Raw genomic sequence first — 24,772 nt, forward strand, 5'->3', positions numbered from 1 at the left:
AAAAATGCCGGCCGGTGGTCGCGCCGACATCGGATTGAACCACCTCCGGCACGGGTAGCCTGCCTGCGTGACCGAGCTGGATGACGAGACGATCGCCTTCGCGCATCGCATGTTCGACCTGGCGCGCACCGGCGGTACCGAGGAACTGCTCGGCAACGTCACGGCGGGCCTGCCGGCCAACCTCACCAACGACAAAGGCGACACGCTGCTGATCCTCGCGGCGTACCACGACAACGTCGACACGGTAACCGGCCTGCTGGGCAACGGCGCCGACCCCAACCGGATCAACGACCGGGGTCAGACAGCGCTCTCCGCCGCCGTCTTCCGGCAGAATGCCGAAACGGTGAAGGCGCTGCTCGCCGCCGGCGCCGACCCCGACGGCGGCACCCCCTCCGCGGTGGCAACGGCGGAATTCTTCGAGCTCCCCGCGATGGCCGCACTGCTACGACGGTGACGGATCGGCACGCGGCCATCGGCGAGCTGCCGCACGGCCGCGGAGTGCTGGGCCTGCTGATCACTGACCCGAGCGCGGTCCGGATGCCGGACATCACCCAACACCCGCGATCGTTCGGTTTCCCGCCGAACCACCCGCCGATGCACAGTTTCCTCGGCGGCCCCGATCCATGTCGCGCCGTGGGCGTGCGCCACCCGCTCGACGGCGCCCCGGTCGGCTCGTGCCACCGCGATGCTCCGAACTGATCCGATCGGCTGGTTCAGCGAGGACCGCGGTGCCGTGGTCATGCCATCCGTGGTGAGTTCGGCGAGTGCGGCACGAAGTTGCCGGCATCCGGCCGGCAGGCGCGCCAGAGCACGGAACCGGGCGGCCGACGCGTCGAGGAAGAGAGCGCGGGATGTGGGCGCCCGGCGTGGGAAGCAGGTATCCGGGACGGTGACCGGGCCGTCGACGAGACGGGCGAGGACGGCGAGGCCTCCGATGCCGTCGGCGAGGACGTGGTGGAGCATCACGACCAGAGCGGCTCGGTCGTCCGGCAGGGAGGTGACCAGCGTTGCCGACCACAGGGGGCGGTTTCTGGGGAGTCTGCGGGCCATCGTTTCGGCGACGACGTCGAGCAACGCGGCCTCGTCACCCGGCGCTGGGCACCGGACGGCGCCGACATGATCTCGGATGTCGAAGTCCGGGTCATCGATCCAGACCGGTCGCCCGCCCGCGAACGGAGTCCGGACCAGGCGCTGCCGGAGCCGCGGCACCGCCTGGATGCGTTGCCCGATCGCGTGGCGTACGGCGGCGAGGTCCGATGCCGAGGCGGCGCCCAGGACCAGGACGGCCGCGACCTGCATCGGCGAGCCGGGAAGGTCGGTGGCGAGTTGCATCAGGTCGGTCGGACTCGTCCGCTCGATCACCGCGCGTGGTTGCTCCGCGATCCCGCCCCGGGCCAAGCCCCGCCCTGCAGGACCAGCGTGCGGGGTGGTTTGACGACCGCCACGGTCAACGCGAGCTCGGGTGCGAGCCGGACCGGATCACCGACGTCGAGACGCTGCCAGTCAGGGTTGATCTGCAGCGCGCTGTGAATGTCGCAGCCGACGAGGTTCTCCAGGCTGTCGTAGCTGTAGAAGCCGCCTCGCCCCTGGCCGAGTTGGACGATCCAGGGCCACACGTCGTCGACACCGGCGTGGATCGTGATTCCGGCCGACAATCAGTGTCCGGTATGACGATCACCGGGCACCGCGCGTGCTGAGCGACCTTGATACGGGATAGCGATTCATAACATCTCCGAATCTGTTACCCCGAGTAGGCACCGCACTGCCGGACACCGCCAGCGCCGAACGGCCCCTCTCGCGCCGTAATGCACGGCCGACCGCCGCCTTGGTGGTTTTGTAGTCCTTGTCGGCTCGGTGAGCAGTATTTCACCGATCGCGGCCCGCCAGCCGAGCGAGTACCCGAGCGCTCGTCGAACAACGCCCGCGACGTGGCAGGTTCCGTCCACGGGCGCTTGTGGCCAGCCTTCTTCCCTTCTCACCCCCTCGCCGGCCTGCGAATGATGAGTGCGCACGGACGGCGCCCACGTCGTCGTCCTAGTCAGGAGGGAGATGGTCATGCGGGTCCGGACATCGGGAGTGGCGGCCACACGGGCCGGCCGCGGGTGCCCCACCACCCGGGCCGCCGGCGACTGACGTCCACGTGCAACTGGCGATGGCGAGGATCACCTCCGACGTCGAGGTCGCGTCCGTCGACGTGGTGACCCGCGCTCTCGCGATGTCGCCCCGGTTGCGGCGATGGCGGTCGGCGGCGACCGGACGCCACTGTTCTGGGCGCACGGCATCAGCGGGAGCCCACGACTGTTCCGGCCGCACGCGCGCTTCCTGGCGTCGCGCCGGGACGTCTACGGAATGCCAACGAATGGGTTCACGCCGCCGTCGACGCGTGGTTGACCACATGGCACCCACGCCTCACCACCTGCCAAGGAGTTTCTGATGTCGCACTGGATCGAGACCTTGTTCACCGGGCTGTTGCCGGAGCCGGCGATCGCCGAGTTCGTCCGCGGCTACGACGACGCCCTGGAGGTGCTGCTGTGACGGCCGAAACCGCGCACCCCCGCAGCTTCGCCGCGCTCGTGGGCGGTGGATTCGTCTCCGCGCTCGGCACGGTGGTGTTCGACCTCGTCCTCGCGTGGTGGGTGGTCTCCGAGACGGGCTCCACGGTGCTGACCGGCTACCTCCTGGCCGCCGCACTGGCGCCGATCGCCTTCATCGGCCCGCTCGGCGGGGTGATGTCGGACCGGTGGAGCAAGAAGGCCATCCTCGTCGTCACGGACCTGGTCAGCGGCGCCGTCGCGTTCGGCGTCGGCGTCCTGGCCTACCGGGACGTCCTCAACATTCCCCTGCTCGGGCTGGCCTGTTTCGCCCTGGGCACCTGCGCCGCGCTGCACCGGCCGGCGGCCCGGTCGATAGTCCCGCTGCTCGTGCGCGAGCGGCAGCTCGTCCGGGCGAACTCGGTGACGAACAACCTCACCGAGACCACCAAGGCCGTCGGCCCCCTCGTGGGCGCGGCACTCGTGGCGCTGCCCGCCGTCGGTGTCGGTGGTGCCATGGTCCTCAACGGGATGTCGTTCTGGCTGTCGGCCCTCGCGGCGGCCGTGATCCGGTACCGGCACGTCACGACCGGCCGCGACGTGTCGGGGTTGCTGGCGGACCTGCGCGCGGGATTCCGTTACATCGGCGGCCAGACCTTGATCCGCAACATGGTGATGCTGTGCGCCGCGGTCAACTTCTTCCTGATCGCTTTCAACATCCTGCTGCCGCTGTACGTGACCAAGGTGCTGCACGGGTCGAGCGGCACGTACGGGCAGGTGCTCACCGCCGAGGCGGTCGGCGGGATCGCGGTGACCCTGGTGTTGCTGGCCCCGAGGGACATCGTCCCGACGAACCGGCTGCTCGCGGTGCTGATCGCCGCGGGCGGCGCGGCCCTGGCGTTCATGCCGGCCGTGCCGGGCTTCGCGGCCCTGCTGTTCCTCTCCGCCGCGCAGGGCTTTTTCATCGGCGGCTTCAACACGCTGTTCTTCGCCTACATCCAGCGGGAGGTGCGACAGGAGTTTCTCGGCCGGGTGTTCTCCGTGGTCTACATGGCCGCCATCGGGGTGATGCCCTTCGCGTACATCATCTGGGGTTACATCGGCGACCAGGCCGTCCGATGGGGATTCCTGTACGCCGGCATGGGCACGGTGGCGTGCAGCATTCCCCTGCTTCTGCTGCACCAGCGTCTCGCCCAGCGGGTGCCGGGTCCGGCCGCCGCCTCGTGACAGGGCGTACCTGTTCGGTCGCGCTGGTGTCGGCCGTGCGAAAGAAGGCGGTGCCCGGCCCGCGGCGTGGCGCCGAGACGCCACGCCGCGGAGTGCCTCAGTTCTCCGACGCCATGCTGCGCATGCTCCACATCAGCGTGCGCATCGTCGGCGGCTGGCACAGGACGTACGCGATCGCCTCGGCTACGTCCTCCGCCCGCATCATGGTCGCCAGCTTCGGCATGCCCGGCTCCCGGCCGTGGCCGAACGCGAACTCCGTGTCCGTGGCACCGGGGCACAGCGCGCTGACCCGGATCCCGCGGGGCCGCAGCTCGCGGTCGAGCGAACCGGCCATGCCGACCACTGCGTGCTTGGTGGCCGCGTAGACCGCCTCGTCGGGCCGCCCGCGCAGGCCGGCTACGGAGCTGACCAGCACCAGGTCACCACCGTGGCGCAGATGCGGGACGGCGGCGCGCACGGACCACACCGTGCCGGTGACGTTCGTGTCGATCAGCCGGCGGACGTCGTCGTCGCTGAGGTCGAGGATGCCGCCGTACGCGCCGGCGCCCGCGTTCGCCACGACCGCGTCCAGGCGGCCGAACTCCGTGGCGGCCGCGCCGAAGAACTCCTGCATGCCCTCCGCGTCCCGGACGTCGGTCTCGCGCCAGAGCACCCGCTCGTGACCCAGTTCCTCCGCGAGATCCTTCAGCCGGTCACCGCGACGGGCGGACACCGCGACCAGCGCGCCCTGGGCGTGCAGGCAGCGGGCCACCGCCTCGCCGATGCCGGAACTGGCGCCGGTGACGGCGACGACCCGGCCCTCCAGCGCGCTCAGCACGACACCCGCCACAGCTCGGAGCCGGAGAGGCCGGCGAGGGCCTCGGCGAGACGCAGATCCGCGTCCACCGTGATCTTGATGTTGCGGCTGTCGCCCGGCACGGCGAGCGTGAGACCGCCGTACGCCCACACCGTGCCGATGTCGTCCGTGGCGGACCGGCCGTCGGCCTCCGCAGCCTCGTACGCCGCCGCCAGGCAGTCCCGCCGGAACAGTTGCGGCGTCTGCGCGGCCCGCATCGTGCCACGGTCCACGGGTGCGCCGAGCGTGGACCGCGGTCCCGCCAGGTGCATGCTGTCGTGCAGCGGGAGCACGTGCGCGGCACCGCACGGCTGGGGTGCGCCGTCGTCCGCGCGGGCCGCCGCCAGGTGGTCGAGGAGTTCGTCGACGGCGCCGCCGGGCGTGAACGGGCGGGCCACGTCCGTCACGGCCACCCAGCGCAGGCCGGGTGAGAGCGCCGCGAGCCCGGCACCTGCGCTGTGCTGCCGAGTGCCGCCACCCGGCACGACACGGACGTCGTCGTCGCCGATCAGGGCGCGGTAGACACCGGTCATGTCCGCCGGCGCCGTGACCACGACCTCGGCCACGTGCACGTTGGCGCGGACCGCGGCGAGCACATGCCGCAGCATCGGCTCGCCCGCCACCGGGACCAGACCCTTCGGGCCGCGGCCGAGCCGTTCGCCGCTGCCCGCGGCGAGGATGACCACGCCGGTGCGCCGGTCGTCGTCGGCCCGGTCGGGCCGGTGCTGATGTGTTCTCCTCATTGACCGTCCCCCTCATCAGATGGTGTGACTGTCTCGATCCCGTCGACCGGGCCGTGCACGGCCAGGGCGCGGGTGCAACCCTCGAAGGACTCCAGCAACCGTCGCAGCCGCTCGGCCTCCTCCGTCGACGCGGCCAGGAACGCGCAACTGGGTCCCGTGCCGGAGACCAGCCCGCGCAGGGCGCCGTGCTCCACGCCGAAGTCCAGCAGCCGGCTCAGCTCCGGCCGCAGCCGCAGCGCGGTCGCCTGCATGTCGCTGTGCATCTCCGTGGCGAGCGCCTTCGGGTCACCGCTGGTGAGCGCGCTCCGCAGGCCGTCGGTGGGGCCGGACGGCAGCGCCGGCGCCCGGCCCTCCGCGGCGCGGAACCGGCTGTGCGCCTCGTACGCCTCCGCGGTGAGCTGCCCGACGTCCGTGCCCGCGATCACCCAGTGGAACGGCCCCGTGCTGGCCATCGCCTCCAGCAGGTGGCCGCGTCCACGGCCCAGCGCCGTGCCGCCGTGCAGCATGAACGGCACATCACTGCCCAGCTCCGCCGCGATCGCGGACAGCTCCTCGCGGCTGCATCCCGTCTCCCACAGCCGGTCACAGGCGACCAGCGCCGCGGCCGCGTCCGCGCTGCCACCCGCCATGCCGCCGGCGACCGGGATGCGCTTGCGGATCCGGATCGACACCCCGGGCGTCCGCCCGGTGTGTGCGGCCAGGGCGATCGCGGCCCGGGCAGCCAGGTTGCCGGCGTCGTTGGGCACCGTATCCGCGCCGATGCGCGGATCACCGGTCACCGTGATCCGCAGCGTCCCGGCCGGTGCGACGGTGACCTCGTCGTAGAGCGACACCGCCTGGAACACGGTGACCAGCTCGTGGAAGCCGTCCGGGCCGCGGGCGCCCACGTAGTACTGCAGGTTCACCTTGGCCGGAACCCGCACGGCCACCGCCCTCACCGCACACCCGCCATCATCGTGGCCGTCTCCTCCAGAACGGACTCCAGCGCGGGCCCGTCGACGCGGCCCGGGTCGTAGACGGCGTCGAGCATCAGCCCGGTGGGCCGGACCAGGCAGATCAGCGTGATTCCGTGGATGGTCGCCGGGACGCCGCCGGGCGTCAGCCAGGTGAACTCGGTCTCCGCGCCGGGCAGCGCCGGCGACCGGGGGTCGTCGGTGACGTTCAGGAACAGGTACGGCGCGGCCGGGCGGCGGTCGTACTCGTCCGGGGGCAGCAGCGCCTCGAACGGGACCACGCTGTGCTGCAACGCCCGGGAGACGGCCTCCCGGACCGACGGCAGCAGGCTGTCCGGCGACGGGTCGTGCGGCAGCTCCAGATAGACCCGGTTGTTGTAGTAGCCGATCGCGTGCCGGGTGCCGGGCCACACGCGCCGAGAGATCGGGAAGACCAGGCCGAGCGGAGCATCGGGCTGACGGCGCCGCAGCGCGCGGGTGAGCGCCGCGACGAGCGGCACGAAGGGGCGCCGGTGCGCGGTGGTGATGTCGCGGGACCAGTGCACGGCGGGCCGCGCCGGTCCGTCGCGCCGCAGCGGCCCGGTGGAGAACGGGCCGGCCGCGGGCACCTGCCGTCGCCAGTAGGCGAGCCCGGCCGTGCCGTCCGGGCCCGACAGCCAGGCGGCCTCCCGCGCACCGAAGGTCGTGTAGTCCGAGCCCTCAACGTCCGAGCCCTCAACGTCCGAGCCCTCAACGTCCGAGCCGTCGACATCCGAGCCGTCGACATCCGGGCCGTCGACATCCGGGCCGTCGACATCCGGCGCGCCGCCACACAGCCGTTCCAGGTCGCGCAGGAACGGCGACACGGACGCGCCGTCGAAGACGATGTGGTCGACCGCGATGCCGAGCAGCGCGAGCGTGTCCGTGCAGCGCACCAGCACCGCCCGGCGCAGCGGCGCGCTGCCGAGCGGGAACGGGGCGCGCAGCGCGTCGAGCTCGGCCGCCAGGCGCGTCGGCACGTCGGAGCCGCGCAGGTCGGCGATCCGCAGCGGCCACCCATCCGGCGGTTCGCACACGGCCATCTGCCGATCCGGGTCGATACGGTACCGCAAGGCACTGTGCCGCCGGACCAGCTGGTCGAGCGCGCGGCCCAGCAGCGCCGGGTCGACCGCGCCGCGGATCCACACGCCGAAGAAACACGGCGATTTCAGCCAGCGGTGCGGACCGAGGGCGAGCGCGATGCGCCCGGCCTGGTTCGCCGCCAGCGGGACGGTGGTCAGCTGCATCAGACCTCCTGTGAGTCGTAGGAGCGGCGTCAGATCCGTTCGAAGGTCACGACGTCGGCGGACTCGGCGGCGAGCCGCTCGAGCAGCGAGGGCACCGCGTCCAGACCCGGCGCGTCGGCCCACAGGTCGGCGGCGCGCTGGCCGCTGCCGAACTCCCAGTCGAGGACGTCACCCGCCTCGGCCAGCCGTTCCACCCGCCACACGCCCGGCAGCGCGCGCAGTTGCCGCGCCGGGGACAGCGCGGTGACCTTGACCCGGGCCTGGGGCGGCACCACCCCGAACCACACCGACGCCGACCGGAACACCGGGGCCGGGTCGCCGACCGGCAGGCCCAGCGCGGCCCGCAGACCGAGGCGCACGAGGTCGAGCCCGGAGGCACGCTCGATGAGCCGGGCGACGAAGCCGCCCAGCCGTCCGTTGACCTCGATGATCCGGGGTCCGTCCGGCGTCAGCTTGATCTCCGTGTGTGTCAGACCGTGCGCCACGCCGAGCGCGCGGACCGCGTCCCCGGCCAGTGCCAGCACCTCGTCCTGCGCGGCGGGGGGCAGCGCGGTCGGCGACACCATGCCGGTCTCCCGGAACGGCAGGGCCAGCGGCAGCTTGTCGGTGATCGCGATGTGCCGGGTGACGCCGTCGACGGTCAGCGACTCGACGGAGACGTAGTCGCCGAGCCAGTCACCGGCGGGGTGGCGCCCCGGCCTCAGCAGCGCCTCGATGGCCCAGGCCGCGCCGTGGCCGCGGTCCAGCGAGTCGCCCAGCCGCAGCTCCAGCTCGGCCGCGGTGTCGCAGCGGTAGGTGAACGCGCTGGCACACCCGGTCAGCGGCTTGGCGACGAGCGGAAAACCGACGGCCGCCGCGGCCGGTGCGAGGTCGGCGCGGGTCCGCACCACCGCGACGGGCGTGGCGGCCGGCAGCGCCCGGTTGAGGGTCTCGCGTTGCAGTTGCTTGTCCATCAGCAGCCGCGCGGTCGCCTCGCTGTGGTACGGCAGGCCGAGCAGCGCGGCGATCCGGCTGGTCCGCTCGATCAGGCCGTCGGCGTAGGTGAGGATGCCGGTCGCCGGCGCGAGCAGCCGCTTCAGGTCCGCGTCGGTGGCGGTGGCGAGGTCCACCACACCGGCGCCGAACTTCGGCAGGATGTCGGCGAAGGCACGTGCGTCCTCATCGCGGCTGTCCATCACGAACAGGATGTCGGTCAGGTTCTGCGCGGCCTTCGCGATCTGCGCCAGGTTGGCGGCGCCGTGGCCGTACACGACGGCGACCGTGGGGGTGGCCACCGCGTTACCGGCCGGCCGCGAGAGTGGCGAGTTCCGCCAGCGTCCCGGTGGTGAAAAGGTCGGGAACCTCGATGTTCAGGCCGATCTCGCGGGCCCGCAGCACGACCTCGACGGCCTGCATGCTGTCGGCGCCGAGATCGAAGAAGTTGTCGTCGTCGTCCACCTCGTCCAGTTCCAGGACGTCGGCCCAGATCTGCCGGAGGGTGATTTCGGCGGTGAGTGGCATCTCGTACTCCTTCTGTCAGGCGAACGCCGCCGCCAGGCGGAGGCGGTCGATCTTGCGGCTGTCGTTCAGCGGCAGGGTGGTCAGGTGCTTGATCCGGGCGGGGATCATGTACCGGGGCAACTGCGTGCGCAGCGACGAGGTGAGGTCCGCGGTCCGCACCCCGGTGCCGGTCACGGCCGCGACGATCTCCAGGCCGCCGAGCCGCGCCGGTACGGCGAGCACGATCGCGTCGTCGACGGAGTCGTGCGCGCGGACCAGCGCCTCGATCTCGCCCAGCTCGATGCGGTAGCCCTGCACCTTGACCTGGTGGTCCAGCCGGCCGAGGTGGACCAGACCGGTGGCGCCGGCCCGGACCCGGTCGCCGGTCCGGTACCAGTGGGTCTCGTCGAGCGGTCCGGTCCCGTCGTACCGGCGGCTCGTGTGCCCGTCCCAGCTCAGGAACCGGCCCGCGTTGTCGGCCGGGTCCAGGTATCCGGCGAACCGCTGCGGGCCGCGTACACAAAGCTCGCCGTCGTCCGCCGGGTGCCCGTCCTCGTCCAGGACCACGGCCTCGAGGTGCGGGTAGGCGTCCCCGATGGGCACGGTGCCGTTCACGGTGACCGGCCAGGTGTCCCGCTCCGCCGGGAGCCGGTAGGTCGTGCAGCTCACCGTGAGCTCGGTCGGCCCGTAGGTGTTCTCCACCGTGCTGCCGGGCGCCGCGCGCTGCCAGGCGCCGGCCTCGTCGAGGGTCAGCCGGTCACCGATGAACAGGCTCCAGCGCAGGCCCGGCATGGCGTTCGGGGTAAGCAGCCCGAGGCGGTCCGCCATGGCCGCGAACCAGGGCACGGAGTACCAGTGGGTGATGCCCCGGCGGTTGACGAAGTCGACGGGCGCCATCAGCTCGTCGCGCCGCGGCACCACGACCGTCGCGCCGGAGCCCCACGCGACGAAGAGGTCGAATACCGACGGGTCGAACGTCAGGTCGAAGGTCTGCGAGAAGCGGCACCCGGGGCCGGCGCCGTACCGGGCGATGCTCAGATCCAGGTACTCCGCGGTGTTGGCGTGGGTGACGGGCACGCCCTTGGGCACACCGGTCGAGCCGGACGTGAAGAGGAGGTAGGCGACTCCGGTGGACGCCGGTGCGGCGTCCACCACCGGAACGGGACCGGTCGCCGGCCTTTCGTCGCGCAGATCCACCACGGCCGTCTCGGCCGGCAGGCCTGCCGGCACCTCGACATCCGTGACGATCACGTCCACGCCGGCCCGGGCACAGAGCAGGGCGAGCCGCGCCGCGGGAAACGACGGATTCAGCGGTACGACGGTGGCGCCGGCCCGGAGCGCGGCGAGGTATCCGGCGTACGCGGTCAAGCTCCGTCCCGCCAGGACCCCGACCCGGCGCGGCCGGTCCGGGCGCGCTGCCAGCACAAGGGCGGCCAAGCGGTCCGCTGTGTCCGCCAGTTCCCGGTAGGTGAGCCGGTGGTCGGCGACCTCCAGCGCGAGCTGATCCGGCCACCGCCGCACGGTCGCGGCGAACCGGTCGTACAAACCTGGGGTCTTCATTGTGCGTCCTCTCTGGAGTCACGGCTCGATGCGGTAGTGGCGCAACAGCGCGGAGGAGCAGATCGCGCGGCGGAGGATTCCGGTCGCCGCGGACACGGCGGCCGGCCGGTCGGCGAGTACGAAGAACAGGACGAGGTCGATGCCGGCGGGACGGGTGCGGACCCGAACGTGCTCCAGCCGCTCGCCTCCGCGGGCGTGGGCCCAGACGACGTCCGCGACCGCGGCCCCCGCCGGATCACCGGCGCCGGACGGTGCTGACAGACGCAGCACGACGAGTTGCATGCCGGCCCCACTCAAGTCCGAGACGAACACGTTTCACCACAACCACCTCCATCGGGGGACCTCTTTGGATCCCGGCACGATCCTGCCGGTAGCCCCGCCGGTGATCGACGGTTTCCGATGGGCCGGACGATGCCTGGCACGTTGCTGCCACTCCGCGAACAGGGTCGCCTTCGTGGTCCGGCGGCGGTTAAGATCCCTGCCTTGCACGACGCAAGATCCTGCGGACACGGGGGTGCCGACTGGATGCTGGAATCATTTGGATTGACGAGACTGTCGGAGTCGGTCTATCGGCTCGTGCTCGCGGAACCCTCCTGGGGCGTGCGTGAACTGGTCGCCCATCTGCACACCGACGAGGCGACGGTCCGCGCGTGCCTCGACGAACTGGCCGACCTGGCGCTCCTGCGGCCCTCCTGGGACGAGCCGGGCAGCCTGCGCCCGGTCAGCCCGCAGGTCGGGCTCGCCGTGCTGGTCGCGCAGGCCGAGGCGGACATCGCGGAGCGGCAGCACCGGATGGAACAGGCTCGGGCGGCCATGCTCGCGGTCGCCGCGGAGCACGACACCCACCGGGACCACCGCGCGCTGACCGTGCTGCGGGGCCTGGACGAGGTCCGCGGCCGGCTGGAGGAGCTGGCGGAGTCCGCCGTCCGCGAGGTCTGCTCGCTCACGCCGGGCCCCGCCCATCGCGAGGACACCCACTCGGCGGGGCGGTCCGCGAGCCTGCGCCCGCTGGAACGCGGCGTGCCGATGCGCGGGCTCTACCTGGACAGCTTCCGCAACGACCCCGCGACGATCGACTACCTGCGCTGGATGACCGACCACGGTGGACAGGTGCGGACCGTGCCCACGCTACCCATGATGATGATCATCGTGGACCAGCAGACGGCGCTCGTCCCGCTGGACCCGGACCAGTCCCGGCTCGGCGCGGTCGAGGTCACCGCGCCCGGCGTCGTGGCGGCGCTGCACGCGCTGTTCGAGCAGATGTGGGCGGCCGGCACCCCGTTCGGGCAGCGGGCCGTGCCGGTGGACGGACTGACCGGCCAGGAGCGGGAGCTGATCCAGATCCTCGCGGAGGGCGCCACCGACGAGACTGCCGCCCGGCGCCTGGGCGTGTCCCTGCGCACCGTGCGCCGCATGATGGCGCACCTCATGGAGCGCCTCGACGCGCAGAGCCGGTTCCAGGCGGGCGTGCTCGCGGCGGCACAGGGGTGGCCCGGGCCGCGCTGAGGTCATGGCAGGCGGCGCCGGCGGCCGCGACTGCCATGACCTCAGCCGCGTCAGCCCCCGCTGACCGGCCTGAAGTGCTGCGGCTTCGATCGCGGCGCCACCGTGGCAGCCGTGGCGCCCGGCGCCGGCGGCAGGTTGTCGATCATCGCGCGGCCGATCTTCGCGTGCGCCTCGACCGCCGGGTGCGTCGCGCCGTAGTTCTCCGGGTCGCCCAGTCCCTCGGCGAACATCGCGTACGTCAGCAGCGGCACGCCGTTCGGGTCGAACATGATGCCGACCTCGTGCCGCGACTCCCCGAGATCGTTGAAGTCGGCGCCGTACTTCGTCGCGACGCGCTCACGCTCCCGCGACGACATCACCCGGCGGACGCCGTCGTGGTAGCCGCTGAGGCCACGGGTCACCCGGAGCATGAAGTCGCACGAGGCCGGCGACAACAGCGTCTTGTTCGCCAGTCGCCACAGCAGGTCGTGCATCTCGCGCGGCGTGGTCACACCCAGATAGAAGCGGTTCGGGTTCGCCACCGGAATGACCCGGGTCTGCACGAACCCCTTCGCCTCGAGGATCTGGTTGATCTCCAGGGCCGGGACCAGCCGGCCGCACAGGCGTACGGCGGTGTTGTCCGAGACCAGGAGCATCGCGGTCAGGAACCCGGCCACGGTGAGGTCGTCGCCGTACGTGCCCTGCAGGAAGTAGATGCCGGACCCGTCGAGGATGATGTCGCCCTGCAGGTCGAGCTTGGTGCCCATGGTGAGCTCACCCCGGTCGACCTTGTCGAGCACCGCGGTCGCCACGGCCAGCTTCTGCACGCTGTAGCCGTACGTGACGTGGTCGGCGTCGTCCTCGACGAACGGCGTGATCGCACCGGTCGCGTCCACCGCTGCCATGTGGGTGTGCCACATGCCGCCGACCTTGGCCTTCTCCTTCTCGTACACCTTCTTGATACACGCAGGCCCCGACACGGCAGCTTCCGCGGGCGAGCTCACGCCGACCGTCGCCGCCGCGGCAGCGGCTGCGCCAAGGCCGAGCGCGGAGCGGCGGGAAAGATTGACTGGCATCGTGCTCCCTTTGTGGACGGACAGGTCAGGCGGCAAGGTACAACACCCCCGCTCACGATCGGGGACAGCACGGCGTCCGCCCTGCACCTGCTCGGGTAACCGCCCGGCCGGTGCCACCCCACGACCGCGCCGGCGACAAGCAAGGCCACGGCTGCGAGGTACAAAGAGGGAGGGTGCCGTTGTCCCCACCTCAGGAGGACAGGATGAAGGTCTGGGTACGCGTCGTCGGTGGAGCACTGCTGATCCTGGTCGGCGGACTCTGGAGCCTGCAGGGTTCCGGCGCGCTGGGTGACAGCGGCGGCATGAACGGTCAGAGCCAGTGGCTGCTGATCGGCCTGGTGGTCGCCGTCATCGGACTGATCCTGCTCGTCGGCGGGATCCGGCGGCTGCGTCCCCGGCCGCCACGTTGACTGAGTCGTGCAGTGCGTCACCGGCTGGCGGGTGCCGAGCACTCCGTTCGCCGGCGTGCTGCTCGCCGACCTACTGGCCGCCGCCGGCGTCAAACCGGGCGCCACCGCGCTGCGTTTCACCTGTTTCGACGGCGTCTACAGCGAAAGCCTCACCCTGGAACAGGCCGTACGCCCGGACATGCTCGTCGCGTACGAGATGCAGGACGCCGCCGTCACCGATGCGCACGGCGGCCCGGTGCGCCTGTATGCCGCGCCGATGTCCAGCCGACGATGCGGCGCTTCACGGTCGCGGAGCGCTGGATCCACCGCGGCACCGCCGCGTTGCTGGGCACGACGATGATCACTGCCGCGTTCCTCTATCTGCCCATGCTGGGCGAACTGGTGGGCCGGCGCGATCTGCTGGTCACCGTGCACGAGTGGACGGGTATCAGCGCGCTGGTCCCCGTCCTCCTGGGGTTGCTGTCGCGCGCTTTCCGGGACGATCTCGCTCGGCTCAACCGCTTCGGACCGTACGATCGCGGCTGGCTGCGGGCGACGCTGCGCCGGCGCCCCCACCTGTCCGGGAAATTCAACCCCGGCCAGAAGATGTACGCGGCCCTGGCCGCCGGCGCTTCGCTGGTGATGACCGGAACCGGGCTCATCATGTGGTTCCCCCACCTCACGCCGCTGTTCGCGCGCACCGGGGCAACCTTCGTCCACGACTGGGGTGCGCTGCTGCTGGGTGCGCTGGTCATCGGCCACATCTGGATCGCCTCCAACGCGCCCGCACGTCGTCGTGAACGGTCAGGAGACCGCGTGCAGTGGCTCACCTTCGGTGTGCAGCAGGCATCGGACGGTGTGTCCCTGCCAGGTGGTGGCGGGCGGATCCTCGGTGGCGCAGCGGTCGAAGGCGACCGGGCAGCGCGGGTGGAAGCGGCAGCCGGGCGGCGGCGAGGCCGGGTCGGGGACGTCGCCGGGCAGCTCGTCGGGCAGCCTGTGCAGGCCGTCGGGGCGCGGCACCGCACCGATCAGCGCCGAACTGTACGGGTGCGCGGGCGTGTCCCACAGTTCGGCGGTGGGGCCGGTCTCGACGACGCGGCCGAGGTACATGACTGCGATGCGGTCGGCGATCTGCCGGACGATGGCCAGGTCATGGGAGATGAACAGCAGGCTGACGCCCTCGGAGCGGGCCAGGTCGACCAGGAGGTTGGCGATCTGGGCCTGGGCCGAGGCGTCGAGCGCGGCGATCGGCTCGTCGGCGACGATGAGCGACGGCTGCGCCGCCAAGGCCCGGGCGATCGCGATGCGCTGCCGCTGACCGCCGGAGAACTCGTGCGGGTATCGCCCGGCCGCCGACTCGGGAAGCCCGACCCGGGTGAGCCACTCGCCGACCGTGGTCGGCGAAGGGTTGAGCCGCAGCGCGTCGCCGATCTGGGCACCGACGCGGCGGCGGGAGTTCAGCGACGCGAACGGATCCTGGAAGATCATCTGCAAGCGGCGCTGGGCGAGCGGCCGGGCCCGCCGTCCGAGCGGGGTGACCGGGGCGCCGTCGAAGTGCACGGTGCCGCCGGTGGGGCGCAGCAGGCCGAGGCAGGCGCGGGCCAGGGTCGACTTGCCGCAGCCGGTCTCGCCGACCAGTCCGACGATCTCGCCGGGCGCCACCGACAGGTCGGCGCCGGCCACGGCCAGCACGTCGGGCCGACCCGCCCGCCGATAGCTGACCTGCAGGTCCTTTACTTGGAGCAGACTCATGAGCTCACCAGGGGGTTGATCGGACACGCCAGACCGTCGACCAGCTCCGGCCGGTCGACGGTGCACGAGGCTTCCGCGAAAGCGCACCGGGGATGGAAGGCACAGCCGGCCGGGACCGCACCCAGCGAAGGGGGTGTGCCGCCGATCGGGGTAAGCCCGGACTCCGCCCGCGGCAGGGCGTTCAACAGGCCCTGTGTGTACGGGTGCCGGGGCTGCTGAATGATGTTCGACGTCGGCCCTGCCTCCACGATCCGCCCGGCGTAGTACACGTACAGCCGGTCGGCGACCGAGGACAGCACCCCGAGGTCGTGGGTGATCAGGATGATCGACAGGCCGTTCTCCGTGCGCAGCCGGTCGAGCAGCCGCAGGATGCCGGCCTGCACGGTGACGTCCAGGGCAGTGGTCGGCTCGTCGGCGATCAGCAGGTCGGGCGAGCAGCCCAACGCCATGGCGATGGCGATGCGCTGCCGCATGCCGCCGGAGAACTGGTGCGGGTAACGGCCCAGCGCCCCCTTCGGGTCGGGGATGCGAACCAGATCCAGCAGCTCGGCGGCCCGGTCGAGGGCGGCCCGCTTGGACACGCCCAGGTGGTGGCGGACGTGTTCGGTGAGCTGTCGCCCGATGGTGAGCATCGGGTGCAGCGACGTCATCGGGTCCTGGAACACCACGGCGATGGACCGGCCGCGCACGTCGCGCAGTGCCTTTCCCTTCAACGCCAGCAGGTCCTGCCCGCCGAAGCCGGCCGAGCCGGTGACCCGGGCGCCGGGCGGGGTCAGGCCGAGCAGGGCCAGCATGCTGATCGTCTTGCCGCTGCCGCTCTCCCCGGCGACACCGACGATCTCTCTTTCGCCGACGGTGAAGCCGACGCCGTCGACGGCCGGCTGCAGGCCATCGGCGGCGGGCAGCAGCACCCGCAGATCGGAAACGTCGAGAACGCTCACTGGATCACCGCCCGGGCCGTCCGCGGGTCGAGCATGTCGCGCAGTGTGTCACCGAGGAAGTTCACCGCCAATACGAGAGTCAGGATGGCCAGGCCCGGAAACAGCCCCAGCCACCACTTGTCGAAGTTGCTGGCCCCGGCGGCGACCATGGCGCCCCACTCCGCGGCCGGCGGGCGGACCCCGAGGCCGAGGAACGACAGCCCGGACAGCAGCAGCGCGGCGTTGCCGACGTCGAGGGTCGCCAGCACCAGAATCGGCCCGGCCACGTTGGGCGTCACGTCGACCAGCAGGCTGCGCCGGCCGGACGCCCCCAGCAGCCGGGTCGCCAGCACATAGTCGGCGTTGCGGGAGGACAGCACGAGACCGCGTGCCACCCGCGCGTACGACGGCCAGGAGACGACCACGATCGCCAGCACCGCATTGGTCAGATCGGGGCCCAGCGCCGCGACGACCGCCATCGCCAGGATGATGGCCGGGAACGCGAAGACCAGATCGGCGGTACGCATGACGAGCATCTCCAGCCAGCCGCCGTAGTAGCCGGCCGCCGCGCCGACGACCGCACCGATCACCAGCGAACACACCACCAGCAGCAGCGACAGCGGAATCGTCACCCGGGACCCGTAGACGACCCGGCTCAACACGTCACGGCCGAGCTCGTCGGTGCCGAACCAATGCGCGCCCGAGGGCGACAGGAACCGGTCGGACTGCTGCGCGAGCGGGTCGTGCGGGGCCAGCACGGGTGCCAGCACCGCGACCAGGATCCAGATCACGAGCACGACCAGCCCGATGACCCCCAGCGGACGCCACACCCGCCGCCGGTTCTTGCGCAGCTTCAGACCGGGCGACAGCGCATCGGCGACGGCATTGCCGGCCGCGTTCGGAGTACTCATTGCAGCCTCACCCGCGGATCGACGACGCCGTACAGCAGATCCACCACGAAGTTGACGGTCACGTAGATCACCGCCACCACCAGGCTCACCCCCATGATGGCCGGAAGATCAAGATTCAGAGCACTTTGGTACGCGTACTGGCCGATGCCGTTCCAGGAGAAGATCTGCTCCACCAGCACGGTGCCGGACAACAGGCTGCCGAAGGCCAGACCGGCGACGGTGAGGATCGGCACCAGCGCCGGGCGCAGTACGTGCCGGAACACGATCGTGCGGCCGGGCAGGCCCTTGGCGTGTGCGGTGCGGATGTAGTCGTTGCCGAGCACCTCCAGCATCGACGCCCGGGTGAAGCGGGTCAGCAGCCCCACCGTGTACGCGGCCAGCACCAGCGCCGGCATGATCAGGTGGAACACCGCGTTGCCGAAGATGTCCCACTGCCCGGCCAGCAGCGAATCCACCGTGTACAGGCCGGTCACGTGCGGCGGTGGATCCAGCCCCGGATCCAGTCGCCCACCGCCGGGCAGGATGCCCAGCTTGTAGAACAGCACGAAGAACGCGGCCAGGGCCAGCCAGAACGTCGGCATCGACACCCCGGCCAGGCTGACCACCCGCAACAGCTGGTCCAGCCAGCTGTTGCGGCGCGTCGCGGCCAGGATGCCGAGGCCGACGCCGACGACCAGTGACACCACCACCGCGGTGATCGCCAGCTCCAGCGTGGCCGGCACGTACTCGGCGAGCTCGTCACTGACCGGCCGGTTGCTGCGCTGCGAGGTGCCGAAGTCGCCGTGCAGCAGCCCGGCCAGGTATTTCCCGTACTGCACCGGCAGCGGCTGGTCCAGGCCGTGCTGATGCCGGAACGCCGCCACGATCGCCGGGTCGGAAAGGGCTCGCTGCCCGAGGTTCGCCGCGGCCGGGTCACCGGGGATCAGGTTGGTGAGGATGAACGACACCAGGGTGATCCCGACCGCGAGCAGGACCAGCGCACCCAGCCGGACCAGCACGAACTTCAGGTACGGACGCGGCCTCCAGGTGAGCACGTTCCTCACTTGAGTGCATTCCTCACTTGAGCGCGCCGAAGTCGACGGTCCACACGGCGTTGTACACGAAGTTGCTGACGGACTTGGCCATCACCGAGATCTGCGCCGACTGGAACAGCGGCATGAACGGGCCGACCTCGTTCAGCTTGCGCTGCATGTCCTGGTACAGCGACGCGCGCTTGGTGGCGTCGGTCTCGATCGCGGCCTGGTCACCGATCGCGGTCAGGTCCGGCGATGTCCCGGCCTTCCAGCCGGCCCGCAGCCCGACCAGCCCGCCGGGCAGGAACGCCAGGTAGTCACTCGGGTCCGGGTAGTCCGCACCCCACAGCCACAGGCCGAGCTTCTCCTTGCCGTCGCGGTAGTTCGGCAGCGCGGTCGCCACCGGCGCGGGCGACAGCTTCACTTTGATGCCGACCTCGGTGAGACCGGCCTGGACCTTCTGGGCCAGTACCCCGAAGTCGATGCCGTTCTTGGTGATGTCGCTCGGGTACTCCATCGGGATCTCCTGGCCGCTGTAGCCGGAGGCGGCCAGGGCGGCCTTGGCCCGGTCGAGATCGCGCTTGAGACTGTCACCGGCCGCGAGGGCGCCGAGCAGCTTGTCCGGCACCATGCCGGGCGCCTGCACCGCCCCTTCGCCGGCCAGCGACATGATGCCGGCGTAGTCCAGGCCGTACCGGACCGCCTCCTGGAACTTCGGGTTCGACGTCACCGGGCTGATCGCCGGGTTCATGTTGGTGAAGAGGAAGAACGTCGTGGTCGTCGACGCCCGGTCGACGGTCACCGCCGCGCCGAGGTCCTTCGCCTGGTCCGGCGACAGGTCGAGGGCCAGCTGGCTGGTGTCCTTCACCACGTCGAGCTTCTGCACGCTGTTGGTGACGTTTCGCACCACGATCTTGGTGTAGACCGGCTTGGTGCCCCAGTACTTGTCGTTGGCGACCAGCACCACCTCGGTGGTGGTGCTGAAGCTCTGCAGCGTGTACGGGCCGCTGCCGGCGGAGTTGGCGTTGAACCAGGCCTCGGCCTTGTCGCTCTTGTCGGCCCCCTCGGCGTCGACGGCGCCCTGCGCCTTGGCGACCTTGGAGTTGACGATGCCCAGCGCCGGCGTCGGCAGCAGGTACGGCAGGGCCGGGTTGGCCTTGGCCGAGGTGAGCACCACAGTCTGCGGATCGGATGCGGTGACCGTCACCCCGTCGAGCAGGAACGACGGGTTGCCCTTGACGTTCTTCACCCGGTTGAACGAGAACACCACGTCATCGGCGGTGACCGCGCTGCCGTCGGAGAACTTCGCCGTCTCGTCCAGCTTGAGCGTGAGGACCTTGCCGTCGGCCGAGGCCTCGAACGACTTGGCCAGCAACGGCACCGGCTTGCTCACGTCTCCGCCGGCGAAGGTGAGCAGCGGCTCGTACATCGCGTGCGCCACCATGCCGCCGGTGACCTCGTAGACGCGGCCCGGATCGGCGGTGGTCAGGTCGAAGGAGTTCTCCACGATCAGGGTGGTGTTCTTCGTACCGCCGCTGTCCGTGGTGCCCTTGTTGGTCTTGCCGCAGGCGGCCTCGGTGGCCAGCAGTGCGCCGGCGCTCAGGGCCAGCTGTATCGCGCGGCGGCGGGTCAGGCTCATATCGTCGTACTCCCTCTTTCAGAATCGGCTTTCGTATCGGCCGCGTCCCAGTCATCGTGAAGATCCAGGAATTCGGCGCGGAGCAGCGCGATCGGCACATTGCCGTTGCGCCAGAGATAGTCGTGTACGTCTCGCAGGTTCATGCCCTCACGGCGCATCGCGTCGGCGACGAACCGCAGGATCTGCGTCTTGCCGACCTGATAGGTCATGGCCTGGCCCGGGAAGGAGGCGAAGAACGTCGCCTCCTGGAGTGCGGTGGCCTTGTCCATCGGTACCTTCTCCATGAGGAACGCCTCGGCGCCGTGCACGTCGAGCTCGCCGATGGCCAGCAGCACGTCGAGCTCGACGCGCAACGCCCGTAACCGCATGAAGTTGTAGATGATCTCCCGGCTGTGCGGGGCGTCGTCGAACAGCCCGGCCGCCAGCATCAGTTCCTCGTTGTAGAACGCGATGCCCTCGTTGGGCACCGAGTCGTAGTACCAGCGCCGCAGTGGCCGCGGGTTGCGCCAGGACAGGGCGAGCTGCTGGTAGTGCACACCTTCGTGGGCGATGCCGCAGCGCGGGTCGCGCGCGTTGGCCGCGTAGAAGTACGGGAGGTCTTCGGACGGTTCCGGCAGGTAGCTGACCCCGTCCTGATCGAGTCGGCTCGGCCCGGTGAGGTCGTCGGTCACCCCGAGCCAGGCGATCGGCGCCAGGTATGCCGGCATCGGCAGCCACCGGTAGTGCCGCAGACTCGCCGGCTGGCTCAGCAGGTCGTGCCGCTCGTAGAAGTCGCGCACCGACTGCTCGGCGGCCTTCTCCAGCTCCCCCTGCGCGGCCGAGTCGGCGGGCAGCGGCGGCACCGGCACGTCTCGGTTGCGGTTGCGCTCCACCGCTTCGAGGGCCACCGCCCGGTCGAACTCCTGCCGCGCGATGGCCAGCAGCTCCTCGACCGAGTACGGCAGCACCGCCACGTCGCGCAGGAATGCCTCGAACGCGGACCGCCCGACCGCCTCGACCGGCCGCATCGCCGGTTCCTGCTCGATCAGCCAGTCGCGGTAGGCGGCCAGCTCCGCGCCGGCCGTGGTGAACTCCGGCGTCAACGACGGGTCGAGGCCGGCGGCCACCTCGTCGAGCTGACCGCGGATGTCGGCGAGCTCCTCGATCGTCGCACGAGCGAACGCGGCAACAGCCTGCCCGGCCAGGTTGGTGCGAGCATGGCCGAGCGTCTCCGGAATGGTCCGCAGCACCGTCCGGACCCGCTCGAGGTCCGGGCTTGGCGGGGTGAGCAGCTCGAACACCTCGCCGATGGTCTGGTCGACATAGAACCGCGGCTGCCGCCGCCACATGGCCAGCACGTCGAGCTCCCACCGCACCCGCGCCAATGCACTGCGCAGCAGCCGATGCTCGACCCTGTCCTCGATCGGCGCGGCGCTGACGTCGAGCGCCTTCCATCGTGCTTCGAATTCGCTCGTACGTCCTCGGCGGGCCTGCACCGCATCGGGTGACCAGTCCGGCCGCCACTGCGCCGGCCGTTCGATGCGCGGAATGTCGTCGGCGGAGCGGGGCTGCGTGGCGGCGCGCCAGGCCCAGAAGTCATCGCCGAGCTGTGGTAGCGAATTCATCGTCACGCTCCTCGAAGTTTCGGCAGCACCTCGTCGGCCAGCAGCGCCACCGCCGCCTCGGGATCGGGCCCCAGCGGCGGCCCGAACGACAGATGCCGGGCCCCCGCGGCGATCAGGCCCCGGCACCGCTCGACGACCTCTTCCGGGCCGCCGGCGATGCCGAGCGCCAGCATCCGCTCGGTCACCTGGTCTGGTCTGATGTCCTTGAAATCGGCCGGCTCCAGGCCGGCCCGGCGCAACAGGTAGGGCGCGAACGAGGCGCCGTAGTAGGCGATCTTCTCGGCGAGCGCGAGCTTTGCCGCAGCGGCGTCGGTGTCGACCGAGACCCAGAAGCAAGCCGGTAGATCGAAATCCGCACCGTCGCGACCGGCCTTGTCCAAGCCCTGCTGCACCTGGTCGCGGGCGGTGGTGAAGTGCTCCGGCGGATACAGCAGCGGCAGTGCTCCGTCGGCGATCTCCCCGGCCAGGCTGAGCATCCGCGGGCTCATCGCGCCGAGGTAGATCGGCGCGCGCATCGGGAACCGCAGATGCCCCTCCGGCGCCCAGCCGCCGGGCCGTTCGCCGCTCAGCAGCGTCCGCACGTCCCGGACCGCCTCGGCAGTCCGGGCGAGAGGCCGCTCCCGGGCAATGCCGGCCCAGTTGAGGAACTCCTCGGCCCCGGCCGCCAGACCGAGCCGGAACCGGCCACCGGACACCTCCTGCAGGGTCGCGGTGAGCATCGCCAGCTCGGCCGGGTGGATCGAGTACGGGTTGAAGATGCCGGCGCCGATGTGGATCCGCTCGGTGCGCTCAGCCAGCACGGTGAGCAGCACCGGCGCCGAGCGCAGGAACAGGTCGTTGGACAGCCACACCTGGTCGAAGCCGCGGGCGTCGGCGATGCGGGCCAGCCCGACGAGCTGGTCGACGGGCAGGTCGTTGTTGATCCGGATACTGAATCGCAGGCTGGAGCTCACGGCTTCGCCACCTCGGCGTCCAACTCGACCTCGACCAGGAACTGGTCACCGATCAGCGAGTGCACGACCAGCGTGGTGTTCGCCGGCCGGACCGCCCCGAACAGTTCCGCGTGGGCGTGGGCGGCCGCCTGCCAGTCGGCCGCCGGGGTGAGGAACATGCGGGTCCGAACGACGGTGTCGACGCCGCCGCCCAGGGCCCGCACCGCGTCGAGAGCCCGGCGCAGCGCGTTCACGGTCTGCCCGTAGGTGTCTTCGCCGTCGGCGGTGGTGCCGCTGACGGCGATGCGCCCACCGAGCCGGGCCGCGCGCGCATAACCGGCCTCGGTCTCCCAGCCGCTGCCGTCCAGGTACCGGTTATCCATCCGATCCACCTGTCAGCTTCGCCAGGTAGGCGGCCGCGGCCGGCGCCGGCAGGACGTCCTCGTGGTTGTGCGAAGCCCGCCAGCGCCCGTCGGCCTTCCGCCACACCGACGTGTTCCGCACCACCTCCGGCACCCGGGTGTCGAAGCGGACCACGAACACGTGGCGCAGCACGGCAGTGTCGCCGTACACGTCGATGACCGGTAGGTACGTTTCGATGCCGGTGACGGCCGGGGCATCCGGGCCGGACGGCCGGGCGGCGCGCAGGGCGTCGAGTTCGGCCTTGCCGTGGGCCAGGGCCGGCTCCTCGCTGTCCCAGACGGTGGCGTCCGGCAGCAGATGCCCGTCGATCCGGGCCCGGTCCCCGGCCAGGAACCCCTGGTACAGGTCATTGATCGCAGCCCAGATCGCCTGCCGGTCGTCGGTCATCGGGAACTCCTGTCAGGGATTCGGGGGTGTCACGGAGACCACGAAACGGGCGGTCACCGGGCCGGTGTTGAGGTAGCGGTGGGCCAGGCGGGAGTCGAAGGTGATGCTCTGGTCGGGGCTGATCCGGTAGTGCACCCCGGCCACCTCGGCGGTCAGCTCCCCCTCGATGACCAGCGCGCACTCCGTCGAGGCGTGCGCCCAGCACTGCGCCGAACTGGACTCGCCCGGCTCGAGCCGGCCCAGCAGCACTTCCAGGTCGCCTCGCCCCGGGGTCAGCCGCTCGTAGGCGTTGTGCCCGCCCGACGCGGTCAGCTGCGGGCGGTCCCCGGGCCGGCTGATGTGCACCGCCGGCGCGTCCGGCTCCTCGAACAGGCTGGAGATCGGCTCGTCGAAGACCGCGGCCAGCTTGCGGATCGTCGACAGGCTCGGGTCGGTCGAACTGTTCTCGATCTGACTGAGCAGCCCCGGCGACACCTCGGCCGCCGCGGCCAGCTTCCGCAGCGACAGGCCCCGCTTCATCCGCAGGTCGCGCAGCCGATCCCCGATCACTGTCGCATCACCTCGCCCCCACCCGACTCGTGAAGATCACTACACAGCCAGCGCCATCGTTTAGGCAAGGCATACGCTGTTTAGTTCGTGTAAACGGGCAGGCCGAAATCGGTCAGCCGGCCAAAAAACGTTTCGCGTTTGCGGACAGCAGCTTGGTGCGCTGGGTATCGGTCAGGAAGGACGCGGTTCGGACCACGTTGCCGACCGGCCGCTCGCCCAGCGGGTACGGGTAGTCGCTGCCCACCACCACCCGGTCCTCCCCCATGGTGTCCACGAGCAACCGCAACGCCGGCTCGCTGAAGACCACCGAGTCGACGTAGAACCGGTCGGTGTACCCGCTCGGCGGCCGCGTCGACCGCCCACGTACCAGATCGCCTCGCCGGTGCCAGGCGTTGTCCGCCCGGCCCAGCCAGAACGGAAGGCTGCCGCCGCCGTGCGCGAAGCACAAGCGCAGCGACTCGGGCACCTGGTCCAGTACGCCGCCGAGAATCAACGCGAGCGCCGACAGGTGTGTCTCCGCCGGCATACCGGTCAGCCAGCGCGCCATCCAGCGGTCCAGCCGCGGACCGTCCGCCATGTCCCAGGGATGCACGAAGACCGGCGCGCCCACTGCGGCACAGTGCTGGAGGAACTCGACGATCCCGGCGTCGTCCAGATCGCGGTCGCCGACGTGATTACCGATCTCCACGCCGGCATGACCGGCGGCGAGGCACCGATCGAGCTCGGCGCAGGCGGCCGCCGGGTCCTGCAGCGGCACCTGGCAGAACGGGATCAGGCGCGGATCCCCGGCGGTGATCTCCAGGGTCAGATCGTTGAAGATCCGGGCCAGCTTCACCGCCTGGTCCGGCGCCCGGTCGTACCCGAAGAACACCGGCGTGGGCGAGACGACCTGCCGGGCCACCCCGTCGGCGGCCATGTCCGCGAAGCGGACGGCCGGATCCCAGCAGGACGAGTCGATCCGGCGGAACTCACGGTCGCGGATCATGATGACGGCTTCGCGCTCGGTCTCCACCTTGAGCCAGGGCCAGCCGGACCCGCCGCACGCGACGGCGAGGTCCGGCCACCCCCGGGGTACGACGTGCGTGTGAACGTCGATCAC

The 24,772-nt window shown here is 71.1% G+C and carries 27 protein-coding genes and 2 pseudogenes; 7 read left to right on the forward strand and 22 right to left on the reverse strand.

The window, feature by feature from the left end; translation table 11 throughout:
* The first annotated feature begins 109 nt into the window (after positions 1 to 109).
* On the forward strand, positions 110 to 454 hold the full coding sequence (locus AB0E90_RS47890; protein WP_360419872.1) for an ankyrin repeat domain-containing protein: 345 nt from the start codon (positions 110 to 112) through the stop codon (positions 452 to 454).
* Positions 451 to 699: a hypothetical protein gene (locus AB0E90_RS47895; protein WP_360419874.1), complete on the forward strand. Its 249-nt coding sequence runs from the start codon at positions 451 to 453 to the stop codon at positions 697 to 699. Before AB0E90_RS47890 ends, AB0E90_RS47895 begins: the two co-directional genes overlap by 4 nt.
* Here AB0E90_RS47895 and AB0E90_RS47900 read toward each other — a convergent pair.
* A pseudogene (locus AB0E90_RS47900) lies at positions 685 to 1,332 on the reverse strand (wax ester/triacylglycerol synthase domain-containing protein); the annotation flags it as partial. The gene AB0E90_RS47895 and the pseudogene AB0E90_RS47900 overlap by 15 nt on opposite strands.
* Before the next feature lie 26 nt (positions 1,333 to 1,358).
* Positions 1,359 to 1,655, reverse strand: coding sequence for a hypothetical protein (locus tag AB0E90_RS47905; RefSeq protein ID WP_360419771.1), 297 nt, complete (start codon positions 1,653 to 1,655; stop codon positions 1,359 to 1,361).
* Positions 1,656 to 2,531: 876 nt separating this feature from the next.
* Here AB0E90_RS47905 and AB0E90_RS47910 point away from each other — a divergent pair.
* Entirely contained in the window at positions 2,532 to 3,758 is a 1,227-nt protein-coding gene (locus AB0E90_RS47910; protein WP_360419773.1) for an MFS transporter, read from the forward strand.
* Between the two features lie 97 nt (positions 3,759 to 3,855).
* Here AB0E90_RS47910 and AB0E90_RS47915 read toward each other — a convergent pair whose 3' ends face one another.
* The 8 genes from AB0E90_RS47915 to AB0E90_RS47950 are packed head-to-tail and all read right to left on the reverse strand — an operon-like array spanning position 3,856 to position 10,875.
* Positions 3,856 to 4,575 carry an SDR family oxidoreductase gene (locus AB0E90_RS47915; protein ID WP_360419775.1) on the reverse strand — a complete coding sequence of 240 codons (720 nt, stop codon included), beginning with the start codon at positions 4,573 to 4,575 and terminating at the stop codon, positions 3,856 to 3,858.
* Positions 4,569 to 5,336 carry a 2-C-methyl-D-erythritol 4-phosphate cytidylyltransferase gene (locus AB0E90_RS47920; protein ID WP_360419777.1) on the reverse strand — a complete coding sequence of 256 codons (768 nt, stop codon included), beginning with the start codon at positions 5,334 to 5,336 and terminating at the stop codon, positions 4,569 to 4,571. The genes AB0E90_RS47915 and AB0E90_RS47920 overlap by 7 nt, the downstream gene beginning before the upstream one ends.
* Positions 5,333 to 6,265, reverse strand: coding sequence for a 4-(cytidine 5'-diphospho)-2-C-methyl-D-erythritol kinase (locus tag AB0E90_RS47925; RefSeq protein WP_360419780.1), 933 nt, complete (start codon positions 6,263 to 6,265; stop codon positions 5,333 to 5,335). The genes AB0E90_RS47920 and AB0E90_RS47925 overlap by 4 nt, the downstream gene beginning before the upstream one ends.
* A 5-nt stretch (positions 6,266 to 6,270) precedes the next feature.
* On the reverse strand, positions 6,271 to 7,554 hold the full coding sequence (locus AB0E90_RS47930) for a condensation domain-containing protein (RefSeq protein WP_360419782.1): 1,284 nt from the start codon (positions 7,552 to 7,554) through the stop codon (positions 6,271 to 6,273).
* A 29-nt stretch (positions 7,555 to 7,583) separates the two neighbouring features.
* Positions 7,584 to 8,828: a hypothetical protein gene (locus AB0E90_RS47935; protein ID WP_360419784.1), complete on the reverse strand. Its 1,245-nt coding sequence runs from the start codon at positions 8,826 to 8,828 to the stop codon at positions 7,584 to 7,586.
* A gap of 4 nt (positions 8,829 to 8,832) precedes the next feature.
* A complete protein-coding gene (locus AB0E90_RS47940) occupies positions 8,833 to 9,054 on the reverse strand; it encodes a phosphopantetheine-binding protein (protein WP_360419786.1) in 222 nt (73 codons plus the stop codon).
* A 15-nt stretch (positions 9,055 to 9,069) separates the two neighbouring features.
* On the reverse strand, positions 9,070 to 10,593 hold the full coding sequence (locus AB0E90_RS47945) for an amino acid adenylation domain-containing protein (protein ID WP_360419789.1): 1,524 nt from the start codon (positions 10,591 to 10,593) through the stop codon (positions 9,070 to 9,072).
* 18 nt (positions 10,594 to 10,611) lie between these two features.
* Positions 10,612 to 10,875, reverse strand: a complete 264-nt coding sequence (locus AB0E90_RS47950; RefSeq protein ID WP_360419791.1) for a hypothetical protein — start codon at positions 10,873 to 10,875, stop codon at positions 10,612 to 10,614.
* A 261-nt stretch (positions 10,876 to 11,136) separates the two neighbouring features.
* Here AB0E90_RS47950 and AB0E90_RS47955 point away from each other — a divergent pair, with 261 nt between their 5' ends.
* Positions 11,137 to 12,099 (forward strand): LuxR C-terminal-related transcriptional regulator, encoded by a 963-nt coding sequence (locus AB0E90_RS47955; protein WP_360419793.1) that lies wholly within the window; start codon positions 11,137 to 11,139, stop codon positions 12,097 to 12,099.
* A 50-nt stretch (positions 12,100 to 12,149) separates the two neighbouring features.
* On the opposite strand, the gene AB0E90_RS47960 is transcribed toward AB0E90_RS47955, so the two are convergent.
* A complete protein-coding gene (locus AB0E90_RS47960) occupies positions 12,150 to 13,154 on the reverse strand; it encodes a serine hydrolase (protein WP_360419795.1) in 1,005 nt (334 codons plus the stop codon).
* Positions 13,155 to 13,357: 203 nt separating this feature from the next.
* Here AB0E90_RS47960 and AB0E90_RS47965 point away from each other — a divergent pair, with 203 nt between their 5' ends.
* The 3 genes and pseudogenes from AB0E90_RS47965 to AB0E90_RS47975 all read left to right on the forward strand — a co-directional run.
* On the forward strand, positions 13,358 to 13,564 hold the full coding sequence (locus AB0E90_RS47965; protein ID WP_360419797.1) for a hypothetical protein: 207 nt from the start codon (positions 13,358 to 13,360) through the stop codon (positions 13,562 to 13,564).
* A gap of 31 nt (positions 13,565 to 13,595) precedes the next feature.
* Positions 13,596 to 13,904 carry a molybdopterin-dependent oxidoreductase gene (locus AB0E90_RS47970; protein WP_360419800.1) on the forward strand — a complete coding sequence of 103 codons (309 nt, stop codon included), beginning with the start codon at positions 13,596 to 13,598 and terminating at the stop codon, positions 13,902 to 13,904.
* Positions 13,901 to 14,257, forward strand: a pseudogene (locus AB0E90_RS47975) (cytochrome b/b6 domain-containing protein); the annotation flags it as partial. The gene AB0E90_RS47970 and the pseudogene AB0E90_RS47975, both read left to right, overlap by 4 nt.
* 90 nt (positions 14,258 to 14,347) lie before the next feature.
* Here the strand turns inward: AB0E90_RS47975 and AB0E90_RS47980 are convergent.
* The 11 genes from AB0E90_RS47980 to AB0E90_RS48030 all read right to left on the reverse strand — a co-directional run bounded on the left by AB0E90_RS47980 (position 14,348) and on the right by AB0E90_RS48030 (position 24,772).
* Positions 14,348 to 15,295 carry an ABC transporter ATP-binding protein gene (locus AB0E90_RS47980; protein WP_360419802.1) on the reverse strand — a complete coding sequence of 316 codons (948 nt, stop codon included), beginning with the start codon at positions 15,293 to 15,295 and terminating at the stop codon, positions 14,348 to 14,350.
* Positions 15,292 to 16,236 (reverse strand): ABC transporter ATP-binding protein, encoded by a 945-nt coding sequence (locus AB0E90_RS47985; RefSeq protein ID WP_360419804.1) that lies wholly within the window; start codon positions 16,234 to 16,236, stop codon positions 15,292 to 15,294. Before AB0E90_RS47985 ends, AB0E90_RS47980 begins: the two co-directional genes overlap by 4 nt.
* Positions 16,233 to 17,126, reverse strand: coding sequence for an ABC transporter permease (locus AB0E90_RS47990; RefSeq protein ID WP_360419806.1), 894 nt, complete (start codon positions 17,124 to 17,126; stop codon positions 16,233 to 16,235). The genes AB0E90_RS47985 and AB0E90_RS47990 overlap by 4 nt, the downstream gene beginning before the upstream one ends.
* Entirely contained in the window at positions 17,123 to 18,160 is a 1,038-nt protein-coding gene (locus tag AB0E90_RS47995; protein WP_360419808.1) for an ABC transporter permease, read from the reverse strand. Before AB0E90_RS47995 ends, AB0E90_RS47990 begins: the two co-directional genes overlap by 4 nt.
* Positions 18,161 to 18,182: 22 nt before the next feature.
* Positions 18,183 to 19,778 (reverse strand): ABC transporter substrate-binding protein, encoded by a 1,596-nt coding sequence (locus AB0E90_RS48000; protein ID WP_360419810.1) that lies wholly within the window; start codon positions 19,776 to 19,778, stop codon positions 18,183 to 18,185.
* Positions 19,775 to 21,382, reverse strand: coding sequence for a DUF885 family protein (locus AB0E90_RS48005; RefSeq protein WP_360419812.1), 1,608 nt, complete (start codon positions 21,380 to 21,382; stop codon positions 19,775 to 19,777). The genes AB0E90_RS48000 and AB0E90_RS48005 overlap by 4 nt, the downstream gene beginning before the upstream one ends.
* 2 nt (positions 21,383 to 21,384) lie before the next feature.
* On the reverse strand, positions 21,385 to 22,335 hold the full coding sequence (locus AB0E90_RS48010) for an LLM class flavin-dependent oxidoreductase (RefSeq protein WP_360419814.1): 951 nt from the start codon (positions 22,333 to 22,335) through the stop codon (positions 21,385 to 21,387).
* Positions 22,332 to 22,697 (reverse strand): Rid family hydrolase, encoded by a 366-nt coding sequence (locus AB0E90_RS48015; RefSeq protein ID WP_360419816.1) that lies wholly within the window; start codon positions 22,695 to 22,697, stop codon positions 22,332 to 22,334. The genes AB0E90_RS48010 and AB0E90_RS48015 overlap by 4 nt, the downstream gene beginning before the upstream one ends.
* Positions 22,690 to 23,124 (reverse strand): nuclear transport factor 2 family protein, encoded by a 435-nt coding sequence (locus AB0E90_RS48020; RefSeq protein ID WP_360419818.1) that lies wholly within the window; start codon positions 23,122 to 23,124, stop codon positions 22,690 to 22,692. The genes AB0E90_RS48015 and AB0E90_RS48020 overlap by 8 nt, the downstream gene beginning before the upstream one ends.
* 12 nt (positions 23,125 to 23,136) lie before the next feature.
* Positions 23,137 to 23,673 (reverse strand): helix-turn-helix domain-containing protein, encoded by a 537-nt coding sequence (locus AB0E90_RS48025; protein ID WP_360419821.1) that lies wholly within the window; start codon positions 23,671 to 23,673, stop codon positions 23,137 to 23,139.
* A 112-nt stretch (positions 23,674 to 23,785) separates the two neighbouring features.
* Complete coding sequence (locus AB0E90_RS48030) at positions 23,786 to 24,772, reverse strand: amidohydrolase family protein (RefSeq protein ID WP_360419824.1); 987 nt, start codon at positions 24,770 to 24,772, stop codon at positions 23,786 to 23,788.

Origin of the sequence: Actinoplanes sp. NPDC026619 (assembly GCF_040638295.1) — a bacterium.
Lineage (GTDB): Bacteria > Actinomycetota > Actinomycetes > Mycobacteriales > Micromonosporaceae > Actinoplanes.